Annotated in this window: 16 protein-coding genes; 5 read left to right on the top strand and 11 right to left on the bottom strand. The window is 27.8% G+C overall.

Annotation, left to right across the window (positions count from 1 at the left end; genetic code table 11):
- From EXT02_RS01495 to EXT02_RS01480, 4 genes are all read left to right on the top strand, one after another.
- Entirely contained in the window at positions 1 to 867 is an 867-nt protein-coding gene (locus tag EXT02_RS01495) for a thymidylate synthase (protein ID WP_034172298.1), read from the top strand.
- Positions 864 to 1,355, top strand: coding sequence for a dihydrofolate reductase (locus tag EXT02_RS01490; RefSeq protein WP_130427673.1), 492 nt, complete (start codon positions 864 to 866; stop codon positions 1,353 to 1,355). The genes EXT02_RS01495 and EXT02_RS01490 overlap by 4 nt, the downstream gene beginning before the upstream one ends.
- Positions 1,349 to 2,158, top strand: a complete 810-nt coding sequence (locus tag EXT02_RS01485) for a lysophospholipid acyltransferase family protein (protein ID WP_130427671.1) — start codon at positions 1,349 to 1,351, stop codon at positions 2,156 to 2,158. The genes EXT02_RS01490 and EXT02_RS01485 overlap by 7 nt, the downstream gene beginning before the upstream one ends.
- Positions 2,159 to 2,258: 100 nt before the next feature.
- The gene (locus EXT02_RS01480; RefSeq protein WP_130427669.1) at positions 2,259 to 2,687 is read left to right on the top strand and encodes an OsmC family protein; all 429 of its coding nucleotides are present in this window, start codon (positions 2,259 to 2,261) and stop codon (positions 2,685 to 2,687) included.
- 88 nt (positions 2,688 to 2,775) lie between these two features.
- Here EXT02_RS01480 and EXT02_RS01475 read toward each other — a convergent pair whose 3' ends face one another.
- From EXT02_RS01475 to alaS, 9 genes are all read right to left on the bottom strand, one after another.
- Positions 2,776 to 3,123, bottom strand: a complete 348-nt coding sequence (locus EXT02_RS01475; protein ID WP_130427667.1) for a super-infection exclusion protein B — start codon at positions 3,121 to 3,123, stop codon at positions 2,776 to 2,778.
- Positions 3,124 to 3,127: 4 nt separating this feature from the next.
- Positions 3,128 to 3,343, bottom strand: coding sequence for a YneF family protein (locus tag EXT02_RS01470; protein ID WP_130427665.1), 216 nt, complete (start codon positions 3,341 to 3,343; stop codon positions 3,128 to 3,130).
- A 55-nt stretch (positions 3,344 to 3,398) separates the two neighbouring features.
- Positions 3,399 to 3,959: a 16S rRNA (guanine(966)-N(2))-methyltransferase RsmD gene (rsmD, locus tag EXT02_RS01465; RefSeq protein ID WP_130427663.1), complete on the bottom strand. Its 561-nt coding sequence runs from the start codon at positions 3,957 to 3,959 to the stop codon at positions 3,399 to 3,401.
- Entirely contained in the window at positions 3,956 to 4,534 is a 579-nt protein-coding gene (gene yqeK / locus EXT02_RS01460) for a bis(5'-nucleosyl)-tetraphosphatase (symmetrical) YqeK (RefSeq protein WP_165383245.1), read from the bottom strand. The genes rsmD and yqeK overlap by 4 nt, the downstream gene beginning before the upstream one ends.
- A 7-nt stretch (positions 4,535 to 4,541) precedes the next feature.
- The gene (locus EXT02_RS01455; RefSeq protein ID WP_069028219.1) at positions 4,542 to 5,111 is read right to left on the bottom strand and encodes a YqeG family HAD IIIA-type phosphatase; all 570 of its coding nucleotides are present in this window, start codon (positions 5,109 to 5,111) and stop codon (positions 4,542 to 4,544) included.
- Positions 5,101 to 5,571, bottom strand: coding sequence for a transcription elongation factor GreA (gene greA, locus EXT02_RS01450; RefSeq protein WP_034172300.1), 471 nt, complete (start codon positions 5,569 to 5,571; stop codon positions 5,101 to 5,103). Before greA ends, EXT02_RS01455 begins: the two co-directional genes overlap by 11 nt.
- Positions 5,572 to 5,623: 52 nt before the next feature.
- Positions 5,624 to 6,208, bottom strand: a complete 585-nt coding sequence (locus EXT02_RS01445; protein WP_130427659.1) for an O-methyltransferase — start codon at positions 6,206 to 6,208, stop codon at positions 5,624 to 5,626.
- Between the two features lies 1 nt (position 6,209).
- Positions 6,210 to 6,665 (bottom strand): Holliday junction resolvase RuvX, encoded by a 456-nt coding sequence (gene ruvX, locus EXT02_RS01440; protein WP_205737026.1) that lies wholly within the window; start codon positions 6,663 to 6,665, stop codon positions 6,210 to 6,212.
- 344 nt (positions 6,666 to 7,009) lie between these two features.
- Positions 7,010 to 9,604: an alanine--tRNA ligase gene (gene alaS, locus EXT02_RS01435; RefSeq protein ID WP_130427657.1), complete on the bottom strand. Its 2,595-nt coding sequence runs from the start codon at positions 9,602 to 9,604 to the stop codon at positions 7,010 to 7,012.
- A 572-nt stretch (positions 9,605 to 10,176) separates the two neighbouring features.
- Here alaS and EXT02_RS01430 point away from each other — a divergent pair.
- Complete coding sequence (locus tag EXT02_RS01430) at positions 10,177 to 11,436, top strand: methyltransferase domain-containing protein (protein ID WP_240682791.1); 1,260 nt, start codon at positions 10,177 to 10,179, stop codon at positions 11,434 to 11,436.
- 70 nt (positions 11,437 to 11,506) lie between these two features.
- Here the strand turns inward: EXT02_RS01430 and EXT02_RS01425 are convergent, their stop codons facing one another.
- Together EXT02_RS01425 and EXT02_RS01420 are read right to left on the bottom strand one after the other, a co-directional pair.
- Entirely contained in the window at positions 11,507 to 12,760 is a 1,254-nt protein-coding gene (locus tag EXT02_RS01425) for an AAA family ATPase (protein ID WP_130428025.1), read from the bottom strand.
- A 144-nt stretch (positions 12,761 to 12,904) separates the two neighbouring features.
- Complete coding sequence (locus tag EXT02_RS01420; RefSeq protein ID WP_130427653.1) at positions 12,905 to 13,588, bottom strand: ECF transporter S component; 684 nt, start codon at positions 13,586 to 13,588, stop codon at positions 12,905 to 12,907.
- Positions 13,589 to 13,669 lie beyond the last annotated feature (81 nt).

Genomic DNA, 13,669 nt, shown 5'->3' with positions numbered 1-13,669 from the left:
ATGAATACTTATTTAGATTTATGTCGTTTTATTTTGCAAAAAGGCAGTTTTAGAAACGACCGCACTAATACAGGTACCAAAAGTGTTTTTGGCTACCAAATGCGCTTTAATCTTGAAGAAGGGTTCCCTTTGTTAACTACTAAAAAAATGAATCTTAGATCAATTATCCACGAACTTTTATGGTTTTTAAAAGGGGATACTAATATTTGTTATTTGGTACAAAACAATGTTAATATTTGGAATGAATGGCCTTATCAAAAATATCAACAATCAGCTTTTTTTCAAAATGAAACATTGAAAGAATTTGTAGAAAAAATCAAAAATGATCCTCTTTTTGCCATAAAGCACGGTAATTTAGGTCCTGTTTATGGTAAACAATGGCGCGATTTTAATGGCGTTGATCAAATCAAATTTTTAATTTCTGAAATCAAAACCAATCCCAATTCCAGACGTTTGATTCTTAATTCTTGGAATCCGCCCTTATTAAACCAAATGGCATTGCCACCTTGTCATGTCTTAATTCAATTCTACGTTCATCAAGGCAAACTCTCCTTGCAACTATATCAACGTAGTGGAGATGTTTTTTTGGGAATACCTTTTAATATCGCTTCTTATTCTTTATTACTTATGATGGTCGCACAAGTAACTAACTTACAACCTTACGAATTTATCCATACTTTAGGAGATGCCCACATTTATTCCAATCACCTTGCACAAGTTCAGACCCAAATTCAAAGAACTCCTAAAAAATTACCTCAAATGATTTTAAATCCTGACATCAAAAATATTGATGATTTTAAATTTAGTGATTTTACTTTGCAAAATTATCAATGTGATGGCATTTTGAAAGGCGATATTGCTGTATGATTAATTTAATTACTGCCTTTGACGGCAATTATTTGATTGGCAAAGACAACAAACTACCTTGGCATTATTTCCAAGATTTACAATATTTTAAAAAAATTACCATTAATCAAAATGTTTTAATGGGGTATGAAACTTATAAATCCTTAAAAAATTATTTCAAAAATAAGCCCTTTAATTTTAAAAAAACTTATGTAGCATCTTTAAAACATGATTTGGAATTGCCTAATTGTAATGTTGTTTCTGATTTGCAATCCTTCATGGCAAGTGATGCTGCCCAAGATATTTTTATTATTGGTGGAGGAAAAATCTATCAACAAACTCTACCTTGGGTAACAACTTTATACATCACTCACATTTTACAAAGACATCAAGGAAATGTTTTTTTCCCCAAAATTAACTTATCACAATACCAATTAATCCAAAAAGAAATTCACCCACAATTAATTTTTGCCATTTATCAAAAAAAATTAGATACACCCAAATGTTAACTTTTATTTTTGTTGTCGTTTGGCTAACATTTGTTTTTTTGCAAACTTCCAAAACTATGCTAGTTGATTTTTCTTTTTGCTACAAACTGCCAGTTAATTTAATTTTGGGCTTGTTGTTGGCTTTTTTAATAACGTTTATAATTTTGGTTTTTTGCTTCGTTTTAATGACTTTTTTGCCCCCTAATCATTATTTTAAAGGATTTGTTTCACGTAGTTTGTCGCGTTTTGTCAACCGTTTTTTAAGAATTAAAGTAGTAGTTCAAAATCCTCATTTAATCCCTTCAAAAGAAAACGTTGTTATTTATGCCAATCACAAGTCATACACCGATCCTTTTGTTATTACAAGCGTTATTCCAAGAACTTTATCATTTGCTCCCAAACAAAATTTTAATTGTTTTTTTGGAACTGCATGGTTTTTAAAATTAGCTTTTTTATCTTTGGATTGTATGGTAATCTCAAGGGATGATATCAGAAAAACTGCCCAAAATTTAATAAAGGCAGTGCCTAAAGTTAAAAATGGTATGGCAATGGTAGTTTTTCCTGAGGGAGGCATTAAAGATAGAAATAACGAACAAGCAATGCCACTTTTAGGAGGGGCTTTTAAAATTGCTTGTAAAAGTAAATCTTCTATTTTGCCTTTAACTATCAAAGGAGCCAGTCAAATCAAAAATAAGCGTTTTTGGCAAAAAAAAGTAGTAGAAATAATTATTCATCCTCCTTTAAAATACGATCATTATTGCAATACAAATATGCATCAAGTAGCTATTGATGTGCAAAATATTATCAACTCTAGTTTTAATTAAAATAATTATATTTTAACTTATTTTGATGTTATAATAAAATAGATGCTTAAAGAAATGCATAAAAAAGAAATATTTTTTTAATAAAGAAAGGTTTTATAATATGATTATTTTTAAAACAACTGCTTATTTTAATCCCCATTTAGATGATTTATGTTTTTTTGAAGAAAAAGAAGGAATCACTAAAAAATTAGTTTCAGCTTTAGAACCAAGTAACAAACAATCAGGACCTGTTGATTTATTTTGTCTTTCTTGGGCAATTTGTTTTTATAAAACTTCTAAAAAGATTTTAGCAGAACAAGACTATACAAATAAAGATTTAAAAGTAAAAGTAACTTTAGAAATGCAAAAAGATGATAAAGGTTTTTATTTCAAACCTACTGCTATTTTAGGAATTCAAGATATGACGCTGGAACAAACTGAAATAATCGCAGATGCAACTCATAAAAGATGCCCTATTTCTCGTTTAATTAGTGCTGATGAAAATGTTTCTGTTAAAGTTGAAAATTACAATGAATTGATTACAGAATAAAATTTTTCATGATATAATAAAAAAACACCTTTAAAAGGTGTTTTTTTATTATATAACTTTGAAATTATAAATATTTAAATGATCAAAATTATTCATGGTAAATTTTTTTTAAATCTTTATTTTTGTGAATAATTTTTTTTATTAAAGGGTTAAAAACATAATTATTATATTTAGCATCCGAAACTATTTCTTTTAAAAAAATAATATTCAATTGTAATAAATTTTTGGTAATGTTGGCATCTTTTGTCAAGGGAAAAGTTTTGTGAGAATTTTGCAAAAAACTTTTTAATATTTCTTGTTCTAAATTGCTACAAGACAATAAATAATTTATAATTTTGTTTTTAACATTTTTGCGATAAAAATAATTCATTATAAAAATAACTAAAAGACAAATAAAAACAATAAAAATAAATTTAAAAAAGATACTTTCAAACATTATTTTATTTGCCTTGTTTCATGCTGTTCATAATTTGACGAATTTGTTTTTCAGAAGGAGTACGACCCATTTGACGAAACATTTCTTTGATTTGTTTTTCACTGATTGGAGGATTTTGTTGTAAATGTTTTTTAAACCAACGAAACATTAAAAAAGCTCCTAAACCCCCGCCTAATAAAAATCCTATAATTGGATTTACATATAACCAAATATTGTTCATTTTGAACTCCTTTTTTCTTTTTCTTTTTTTTGTTTTTTCTTTCCTTGGTGAAAGTCTAAATTTTTTTATAAAATTGAATTTTTTTATTACCGTATTGTTTTTCTTTTTGTAAAACAAATTCTTTAATTTGTGTAGGCAAAACAATTTTGGGATGTAATTCACAAATAATAATGCTATTTTGATGTGTTAATTTGTCTAAATATTCAAAAGCAGGTAAATAAAAATCTTTAAAATAAGGAGGGTCTAAAATAATAAAATCAAAAATCAAGTTGGCTTTTTGGAATTTTTTTAAAGCTTGAATAAAATGACCATAAAAAATAATGCTTTGTTCTAAATCCAGTTTTAATTTTTGGTGGTTTTCTTTTAAGGTTTGAAAAGCTTTTAATGAAGCATCCACAAAATAGGCTTGTTTAGCATCTCTGCTTAAAGCCTCAAAACCATAAGAACCGTTGCCTGCAAATAAATCTAAAAAGATTTTGTTTTGGACTGAGGATCCCAAAGTATTAAAAAGAGCTTCTTTGACCAAAGAGCTAGTGGCTTTGGTGTGAGGTGATGGCACTAGTTTGATTTTGTGTCCTTTGAATTTTCCTCCGATGATAATTGTTGTCTTTGTCATGAAAATATTTTTCTTTTGATGGAGTTTTTCAAAGAGGATAAAATTTCTTGGTAATTGTAAGGCAAAGGGGATCCTTTTTGGCTGAAATAATCAAAATTACTTTTAAGAAGTTCATATACGGCTTGATTGAGGTTAAAGTAGGCTAGCTTTTGAAAATATTTTATTTGGGAAAAATTTCGTTGAGGTTCTAATTTGTCACTTAACAATACAATTTTATCGCAATAATTCATTTTTTTATCACCCCAAACATGTTTTTTGATGGCATTAAGAATAGTGACATTTGTGATGCCAAATTCTTTTTTTAAGATGTTTGCAGCAGATAGAGCGTGAAAAATAGCAGGCGTTTTGCTGTATTTTTGGATATTGGCTTGAGTAAGATAGGGCTTTTGTTGTTCTAAGGTGTCGTTTTTGGTGTAATCATGAAATAAAGCTGCAATTTGAATAGGCAACAAAGGTTTGTTATAATGTCTTGCCATTTTGGTAGCAGTGCGATAAACTCTTATAGTGTGTTCTAACCGCAAAGGATAGTTTTTTAATTTAGTTTCGACAGCTTGACGAATTTTGTGTAACAACATATTATTTTCATTTTTCTTCAAAGTCTTGAAATTTTTCTTTCCAAAGGTGATAATCTTGTTTTTTGAGATTGGTTAAAAACTTTTTTTCGCGATAAAAACGATTGAATTTGGTAAACGCACTTTCTTGAAAGCGATTTAGGGGTTTTACCAATAAAGAACAAAAACCTGCTTGATTAGCTCCTTTGATATCTGTTTGAAGTTGATCTCCTATCATCAACATTTGTGTGGGTTCCAATTTGAGAAGTTGGCATGCTTTTTGAAAAGCTGTAGGGGATGGTTTTTTGTTTAATAAATTTAAATATATAAAAATAAAATCATTTTTTAAAACTTTGTGGAGGCGTTTTTTAGAGGCATTAGAAAGAATAACGACTTTGAAAATAAGAGATAATTTAGTTAAAAGGTTTTTAATTTGTTCATCTAAAATATCTTTGTTGCATTCAATTAAAGTATTGTCTAGATCAAAAATTAACGCTTTAATGCCTTGTTTTTGAAACAACTCAAAAGGAATTTGCAAGACACAAGGAAAATAGTGTTGAGGGATGAAAAGTTTGTTGGGGCAAGTCATTTTATTGGACATCTACAATTTTGACTCTAAAAGTGTTTCCAGTTTCGCCGGTAACAAAAACAACATCTCCTATTTGGTGCCCTTTGATATTTTGTCCTAAAGGAGATTCAATCGAAATTTTGTTGTTAAAAGGATCTGCTTCCAAGGTGCTTACTAATTCAATTTCTTGTTGTTGTTTGGTATGTAAAAGCTCCAAAGATACTTTTTTGCCAATACTTACTTCTCTTTCTTTGGAAACTTTAACTACGCGGACATTTTTTAAAATATTTTGGATTTCTGAGATGCGATGTTCTATTAAAGCTTGTTCGTTTCTAGCAGCATCATAATCAGCGTTTTCAGATAAATCTCCTTGTTCGCGCGCTTCTTTTAAAGCTTCTAAATTTTCTTTTCTTTTAACTTCTTTTAAAAAAGTTAATTCTTTTTTTAATTTTTCTATTCCTGATTGGGTAAGTTCATAAATTTTATTATTCATAAATAAAAGACCTTCTTTTTTTATTTTTTGATGGTTTTTCAAAATTCCTAAATTATTTTTTGAGATAAGAAATAATCAACCCATCACCTACATTTTGAAAAGTGGTGAAAAAATCTGGGTGATTTGTTAAAAAAGTTTGAAAATTATGCATTTTTTTGAAAATTCCTTGATTATTTTTAGTCGTTTTGGCTTTTTTAAAACAACTTAAATTAAGGTTATCAAAAACGATAATGCCTTGTTTTTTGAGTAAAGGAGCATATTTGCAAAATAACTTTTGATATTGGGCTTTGGCAGCATCAATAAAAATTAAATCATATTTTTTTAAATTGCAAGTAGGATAAATTAACGCCTCTGCCCAAATGACATTTATGTGATAGGGAGTTTCTTTTAAAAAGTTTTTAGCTAAATTATAATTTATAAAATCTCTTTCTAAAGTATCAATTTTAGTGCTAAGAGAGCTCATAGCCAAAGCGCTATATCCAATGGCAGTTCCGATTTCTAAAATATTTGTGATTTTGTTTTGTGAAATTACATCAAGTAACAAAGCTAATCCTTGGTCTTGGATAATTGGGATTTTGTTTTCTTGGGCGTATTTTTTTAATTTTTGTAAGTTTTTTTCTTTGTTAAAATCAAACATTTCAATGCTCTTTGTTTGGGTGTAATTTGATATAATCGAGATAATTTTGTAAAATGATGGTTGCTGCAATTTCGTCTTTCATTTGTAAAATTTTGCCCTTTTTTTTGTTATTGGTTTTTAACATTTGGATTGCTTGTACGGTAGATAAACGTTCATCCCATAAAATTACTTTTACTTGCTCAAACTTGTTTTCTAGCGTTTTTTTAAAATCACTACTTATTTTGGCTTTAATTCCTATGTCGTTGTTCATATGTTTGGGGTATCCCAAAACAATTGTTTTAATTTGATATTGAGAAATGATTTCTTGTAAAGGTGTAATCAATCGATCGTATTTGTGGGTGGCAAAAAAAATAGTTTTGAGGTTTTGGGCAATAATTCCTGTTTGTGATAAAGCGATTCCTAAAGTTTTTTCACCTAAATCCAACCCCAAAGATGCATTATTTTGGCAGTTTAACATAATAAAACATTCTCATTTGTCAAAAAATTGTTTGAATGATAAAAATTATTCTTTTTTCTTGGTTTTGGTTAAACTTCATTTTATCAATTTTTTTTGTTTTTGGGCAAATAATTTTATTAATAATTGTTTAAAAGATTTGAAAAATAGTGGGTTTAGGGTTTTAAAAGGGTTTAATTTTAATTTTTCTTCCGCTTTGATTATTTTTTTCTTTTTTATTTTGTTTTTTTTTGTCATTTCGAACACCTTTTAACAATTTTTAGGAATTTTTAGGAATTTTGATTATTTTTAACAATTTTAGGAATTTTTTCCTTGAGGTTTTTTTTATTATAAATTTTTTTAACAGTTTAATTTATTTCTAATTTGGTTTTTACAAAATTAAGTACTTGTTCTAAATTTTTAGTTTTTTTGGTGCCCCCTTGAGCTAAACTAGCATTGCCACCACCAGAACCACAAACCAAGGATAAAGCTTCTTTAATCAAATTACCTGCATGTAGAGTTTTGCTTTTGCATAAAAAAACAATTTTTTCAGGTTGCACATAAGATAAAAATAAAACTTCTAAATGGTATTTATCAAAAATATGATTCATAAAAAATTTGAGAACTTCTAAAGGTTTTTCTTCTTCAATGGTTAACATCATTTTTTTGGTAATTTGTGGTGGTAAAAAATTATATTCTGCTTGTACCATATTTTTTTGATGATATTCTAAAACTTTTTTTTCAAAAAGAACTAAGGCTTGTTGTTGTACTTTGATATGTTTTTGATAATTGAGAATATCTTGATAACTTTGGGTTATTGGAGGAAAATTTTTAACATCAAAAATGAGGTTTTGCGTTTGTAAGGATTTTGCTTTTTGGGTTAGTTGGTGCAAGTCGTTTTGGTAAGGAACTAATTTGGCGTTGAGACTTTCTTGGCAATTGTTATTACAAACTGCCTCAATGCGGTATATACCAGAGCTAATGCTTTCGCATGACAAAATAGTAAAATGTTCTAAATCTTTAGTATTTGTGGCATGTGTTCCTCCGCATAAATCCACTGAAAAACTATCAATACTTACGATTCTTACTTTGTCTTTGTATTTGGCTTTTTGATTTTGTTCTAGAAGAGTGGCGTATTTTTTTTGGGCGTCTGGGATTGAAAGTTGTTCAATTTTGACTGGAACACTTTTTTGAATTAGTTGGTTTACTTCTTTTTCTATTTGTAATAAAGTTTGGGGAGTAATTTTTTCAAAATGATTAAAATCATAACGTAAAGAGCTAAATCCCACTGATGAACCTTGTTTTTTGAGGTGGCTGCCTAATTGTTTTTGCAAAACCGCTTCTAAAAGATGTGTTGCTGTGTGATGATAAGAAATTTGATTGCGTTTAGTCTTTTCAATGCAGGCATAAACTTCTTGACCTTCGCAAAAGTTGCCTTGAACTTCGTGCAAAATTTGTCCGTTTGGTAGTTTAGTTATTTTGGTAACTTTGGTGTTGTCAATCCAACCTTCATCTTCTATTTGTCCTCCCATATTAGCATAAAAAGGTGTTTTTTCAAGCACTATTCCTTTGTCAAAAACTTTGATTACTTTGGTTTTGCAAGTAAAATTTGTATAACCTATAAATTCGCTGGGAGTTAAAAATTGGAGAAATGCTTCTTCTTGTTTATTCATGTGTGTTTGCGATGTTTGATTTTGTTTACTTAAATTTTGGTGGTCGTGGAGTAATTCTTGGAATTTTTGGTAATCTGTTGTAATGTTTTTCTTTTTAGCATAATCCAAAATTAAATCTTCAGGAATGCCGTAAGTGTCGTATAATTTGAAAAAGTTTTGTCCTGATAAAGTGTTTTGGGTGAGATGTTGTAAAAAAGTTTTTTCGGAATTTTTGAGAGTTTGTTCAAAAATATTTTCTTGTTGCAATAGCACTTTAGCAATCATTTCTTGGTTGGTGCATAGTTCTTTGTAAAAATCTTTCATCATTGCAACTGTTGGAGGCACTAATTGATGTAAAAAAGGTTTGTATAAACCTAGTTTTTTGCCTTCGTTAGCAGCTCTTCGTAATAATTTTTTTAAGACATAGCCCCTTTTTTCGTTAGTGAGGACTGCTCCGTCATTGATTGCAAAAACCAAAGTTTTTAAGTGATCTGCAATAATTTTAAAACTTTCTTGTCCTGTGTATTTGATTTGTGTCATTTTTTCCAAAGCTTTTATTAAAGGAAAGAAAAGGTCTGTTTCAAAATTGGTTTTGGTGTTTTGCAAAATACAGGCTAAACGTTCTAAACCAGCCCCAGTATCAATGTTTTTGCTTGGTAGTTCTTGATATTTTTCGATAGGTAATTTAGGGTCGCAATTATATTGAGAAAAAACAATATTCCAAATTTCGATAAAGCGGTCGTTTTCTAAATCTTGGATAATTAGTTCTTTGTTGCGAGGGTCAAAAGTTTTTCCTCTGTCAAAAAAAATCTCGGTGCAAGGACCAGAAGGACCAGGACCTATTTGCCAAAAATTGCTCTTTAAAGGAATAAGGTGGTTTTTTTCTACTCCTAAGTCAAGCCAATATTGATAAGTATCTTGGTCTTGAAAAAAATAAGTAATGTAGAGTTTTTCTAAGGGAAAAGCAAACCATTTAGGCGAAGTTAACAACTCAAAGGCGTAGTGGATAGCTTCTTTTTTAAAATAATTTCCGATAGAAAAATTGCCTAACATTTCAAAAAAAGTATGATGGCGCGAGGTTTTCCCTACGTTTTTGATGTCGTTGGTACGAATACATTTTTGTACGTTAGTAATGCGTCTAAAAGGAGGTGTTTGTGTGCCATCAAAATATTTTTTTAAAGGGGTAATGCCTGCATTAACCCATAATAAGTTAGCTTCGTTTCGTGGTATCAAAGAAGATGATTTTGCGATGTGATGGTTTTTGCTTGCAAAAAATTTGAGCCACATTTGTCTAATTTCAAAAGATGTCATTATAAAAACTCCTTTAATTGGCGGAAATTTGGGGTGATATTTGATATTAATTTGGTCTTTGATTTGTTCTTTTGTGATACAAATAATAATTAGTTTATTAAAATGCGTTTTGAATTAATCTTGATTTGTGATATATAATTGATATCTAACATGTGTATAAAATTAAAAAACCGATCAAACTTAATTTTAACATTTTTTTATTGCTTTTCATTATTTTTTTGCATTTTTTCGTTATTTTTTTGACTTATTTTGGTTTTGCAAAAGCTAAAAACATTATTTTTTAATTGTTGATAATTATAAAAAGGATTGTTTTAAAAAATGATATAATTTAATTGTTGTTTTAAAATAACAAAATAATTTTAATTTAACATTTTTTATTAATTTATTTCGATTTTTTATTAATTTAATTTTTTTCTTTTTTTAAGTCAAAAACAAATAATTATAATCATACAAAAAAACAAAAAGTGAAGGTATCAAAAGTGAAAATCACATCTTTTTACAAATTTTTTAATTCTTCATTTTTTTCAATTTATTTTATTAAAATTAAAAAAAATTTAAGCTCGTTATTGTTAGTGATTTTTTCTTCAATAATTTTAATTTGGGGGGTTTTTGATAGTTTTTTTCAAACTCATCTAGACTCATTTGCTTATTGTAAAAATATTTTTCATTATACAAGACAAAGTATTTTTTTAATTTTGGTAGTTGCAATAATTGCTTTAACTAAATATAGAACTACTAAATTTTATCAAATATTAAGTTTTGTTGCTTTGGTAAATATTTTAATTATAAGTTTGGTTTTTTGTGATTTTATTGAAGACCACAAACAGCATTTTATTTCTGCAAATTGGCAAATGCAGCTAATTCCTTATTATTTGCAATATGTTTTTGCCCCTTTGATTTATTGTTTTTATGTGTGGAAACGACCAATTACTTTTTTGGGTTGGAAAAAAGTATGGATAGTTTTTGTTCATCCTTTTTGCTATTTTTTGTTATCTGCTATTATTTTTGGTTTTAAAGCGGATTTGAAATCGCATTTTATTAATCCTTATTACCAAAACAATTTAACAGTAGCTTATTTTAAACTTTTTGTCTCTTTTTTGCTTTTGGCAATGGGTTTAATCGGAGTGCAAAAAATAAAAATTCATCCTTTTTATAAAGGTGCACTTTTAGTGCTAGGATCATTTTTGATTTGTGTTATTCCTAGGGAAACAAGTGATTGGAATCATGCCAAAGAATTGGTGTTTTACCCTCAACAAATGGGTTCTTCTCTTTTTCCTGAATCACAAGATATTGCTAAACAATTAAGTAATTTAGTGCTTGAATTTGAAGGAAAACAAGACACAGGTTTAAAAACAGGTGAAAAAATTTTGGAACTAGGAGCAGGCAGTGGTAATGTTACTAAATATTTAGTACAAAAGTTTGGAGCCCAAAATGTTATTGCTTTGGAATATGATAAAGAATTATGTAATGTTTTGAGAAATAAATTTCCAGGTTTAACAGTTATCGAAGGAGATGCTTGTAATTTTATTGAATTGTTAAAGAAGCAAATTGATGAAACTCAAATAAAACAAATAAAAGGGATAGTATCTACTTTGCCTTTGAGTATTTTTTCTCAAGAACAATTGCAAGAACTAAATAAAAACCTTGCCACAGTAATTAAACAAAATAAGATTAGGTTTGTTGAATATCGCTTTTTGCTATTTTTACGTGAAAAACACATTATTGGAGATGGTGTAGAAGAAATTCAAGATACTAAAAATCAAATTTTTGTTTCTAGTGCAATTTTACCAACCAAAGTTTTTATTTTTGCTGCTACTGATGTTACAAAATAATATCATTTTATAAAATAAAAAGTTAACTTATTTTAAGTTAACTTTTTTATATTTTAGGGATTTGGCAATATTAATTTAATATGCGTTTAATTGCTTTTTCTAAAAAATGTTTATCTATTTGGTCTTTGTTATTTCTGATAGCCAAAATTAAAGCCTCATTGAGAATGGCTGCAAGTTGGGCACCTGATGCACCTTCAGTAATTAAAGCTAATTTGTAAAAATCTACATCCAAAGAAATATTTTTATTTTTAGCATGAATTTTTAGAATAGCTTCTCTAGCTTTTAGATTAGGTAAATTAATTTTGATTTTACGGTCAAATCTACCTGGACGAATCAAAGCAGGATCTAGCATATCTATTCTATTAGTAGCAGCAATAATGATGATTTGTGAAAGTTTAAAAAAACCATCCATTTCTAATAAAAGTTGGTTTAGGGATTGGTCGTGTTCTCGTGATTCTATGATGGAGTTGTTTTTTCTTTTGGCTCCTAAAGCATCTATTTCATCAATAAAAATAATGCAAGGAGTAGTTCTTTTGGCTTTTTGAAATAAATCTCTTATTCTAGAAGCTCCAACGCCTACATAAACTTCGACAAATTCAGAACCAGAAACAGCATAAAAAGGAGTTTTGACCTCATTAGCTAATGCTTTTGCAAGTAAGGTTTTTCCTGTTCCTGGAGGTCCTTCTAATAATACTCCTTTAGGAATTGCAAAGCCCATTTTATGATATTTTTGAGGATGTTTTAAGAAATCTATTAATTCTTGGATTTCTTTTTTTTCTTCTTCAAGACCTGCTACATCTGCAAAAGTTATTTTGTCTTTGGAAGAATCAACGTTTGTATTAAATTTATTTATTTTGTTTGATAACATTTGTTTAAGGTGAATTAAAATATAAAATCCAAAAATAAAAGAAACAAGATAACTTATAAATTTGAAATATAATTCTAAAAAATTAAATTGGATATTTTCTTTGACTTCTACCAAAACATCTTTATATGAATAAAAAGCATATACTAAATAATCATAATTGGAGACTGCCATTTTACAATAATATTTTTGATTATCAAAACTTTCTGCTTGGATTAAATAATGTTCTTTGTTCCAAATGCTGTATTGGCTTTTATAAGTATAATGAATTTTTTTAATTTCGTTGGCTTTAAATTTTGCAAATAATTCGTATATATTTATTAAAGAAGCGTTTTTTAATTGATTTTTTTCTATCCAAAAATATGATAATTCTAGACTAATTAAAAATAATAAAATTAAAGATAATGGCAAAATAAAGCAGATAATAATTTTGTTTTTTTTAAAAAGTTTGAAAAACACTAAGTAAGTCTCCATGATGAAATTTATAAAAGAAAAGGTTATAAAAAAATTATTTTAATTAAATTTGTGTGTAATTAAATTAATAAAAGTGAATAGCGCACAAAAATTTATGTTGTTTGGGTTTGAAAAAAGATTTTCCAAAATTTAGTTTTCTTTGGAAAAACCATATAAAAATTCCATATTATCTTTAAGACGTAAATTAATTAAATAAAATAAAGCTCCTATGATGGTATTACTTACAATAACTGATGAAAAACTATAAATAAGATTAAGCGACCAAGAATAAGAAGGACTTGGAATGAACCACTTTAAAAAAGTTTTTTTGGCAAAGTTTTCTTGTAATAAATTAATAAATAAAATGCTTGAAATAATTTGAACTACACTAATTAATACTAAAGTTATTATAATAGGTGTTTTTTTGGTGAGATGATTTAAGTTTTTTTGATAAAATAAACCCGAAAAAGAGCAAACAATATAGGGAAGAAAAAATCTGTAAAGGAAAATAAGGGCTTTGCTTGCATGTTCGTTTTCGTGTTCATGACTGTGATTATGATTTTCGTGTGTATGGTGTAATAACACTTCCATAAAAGAAAATTCCAAAACATAATGAATTAAAAGATAAAATAAACTAGCCCAAAATCCGTATTTAGGTCCAAAAAGATAACCTATTAAAATGATAAAAATTAATTCAATGCGAAAAAAAGCATAATTGCAAGGGATTGTTGCATTAATAGTATAACGAGAAAGAAGTTCCAAACCAAAAGCCAAAAATAATAAGAAAGAAATGGCAATGATTTTTCTTAAAACATTTTTTTGATTATTTAACATAAATATACCTTTGATTTTATTTTCATATTTTATTTTGCTAGTTTTTTGTGTAGTTTTTTTCGTTGTTTATCTTTTTTTTTG

Origin of the sequence: 'Catharanthus roseus' aster yellows phytoplasma, from assembly GCF_004214875.1 — a bacterium.
In the GTDB taxonomy this organism is placed as follows: domain Bacteria; phylum Bacillota_I; class Bacilli_A; order Acholeplasmatales; family Acholeplasmataceae; genus Phytoplasma; species Phytoplasma asteris.
Note: the sequence above shows the minus strand (reverse complement) of the source record. Positions and strands in the feature narration are given on the sequence as shown.

What these genes read in the sequence shown, in the direction of transcription:
- EXT02_RS01475 (WP_130427667.1), bottom strand. Translation starts at nt 3,123, where the DNA reads ATGTTTGAAAGTATCTTTTTTAAATTTATTTTTATTGTTTTTATTTGT.
- greA (WP_034172300.1), bottom strand. Translation starts at nt 5,571, where the DNA reads ATGAATAATAAAATTTATGAACTTACCCAATCAGGAATAGAAAAATTA.
- EXT02_RS01445 (WP_130427659.1), bottom strand. Translation starts at nt 6,208, where the DNA reads ATGTTTGATTTTAACAAAGAAAAAAACTTACAAAAATTAAAAAAATAC.
- EXT02_RS01455 (WP_069028219.1), bottom strand. Translation starts at nt 5,111, where the DNA reads ATGTCCAATAAAATGACTTGCCCCAACAAACTTTTCATCCCTCAACAC.
- EXT02_RS01420 (WP_130427653.1), bottom strand. Translation starts at nt 13,588, where the DNA reads ATGTTAAATAATCAAAAAAATGTTTTAAGAAAAATCATTGCCATTTCT.
- EXT02_RS01495 (WP_034172298.1), top strand. Translation starts at nt 1, where the DNA reads ATGAATACTTATTTAGATTTATGTCGTTTTATTTTGCAAAAAGGCAGT.
- EXT02_RS01480 (WP_130427669.1), top strand. Translation starts at nt 2,259, where the DNA reads ATGATTATTTTTAAAACAACTGCTTATTTTAATCCCCATTTAGATGAT.
- EXT02_RS01470 (WP_130427665.1), bottom strand. Translation starts at nt 3,343, where the DNA reads ATGAACAATATTTGGTTATATGTAAATCCAATTATAGGATTTTTATTA.
- rsmD (WP_130427663.1), bottom strand. Translation starts at nt 3,959, where the DNA reads ATGACAAAGACAACAATTATCATCGGAGGAAAATTCAAAGGACACAAA.
- alaS (WP_130427657.1), bottom strand. Translation starts at nt 9,604, where the DNA reads ATGACATCTTTTGAAATTAGACAAATGTGGCTCAAATTTTTTGCAAGC.
- ruvX (WP_205737026.1), bottom strand. Translation starts at nt 6,665, where the DNA reads ATGTTAAACTGCCAAAATAATGCATCTTTGGGGTTGGATTTAGGTGAA.
- EXT02_RS01490 (WP_130427673.1), top strand. Translation starts at nt 864, where the DNA reads ATGATTAATTTAATTACTGCCTTTGACGGCAATTATTTGATTGGCAAA.
- EXT02_RS01485 (WP_130427671.1), top strand. Translation starts at nt 1,349, where the DNA reads ATGTTAACTTTTATTTTTGTTGTCGTTTGGCTAACATTTGTTTTTTTG.
- yqeK (WP_165383245.1), bottom strand. Translation starts at nt 4,534, where the DNA reads ATGTTGTTACACAAAATTCGTCAAGCTGTCGAAACTAAATTAAAAAAC.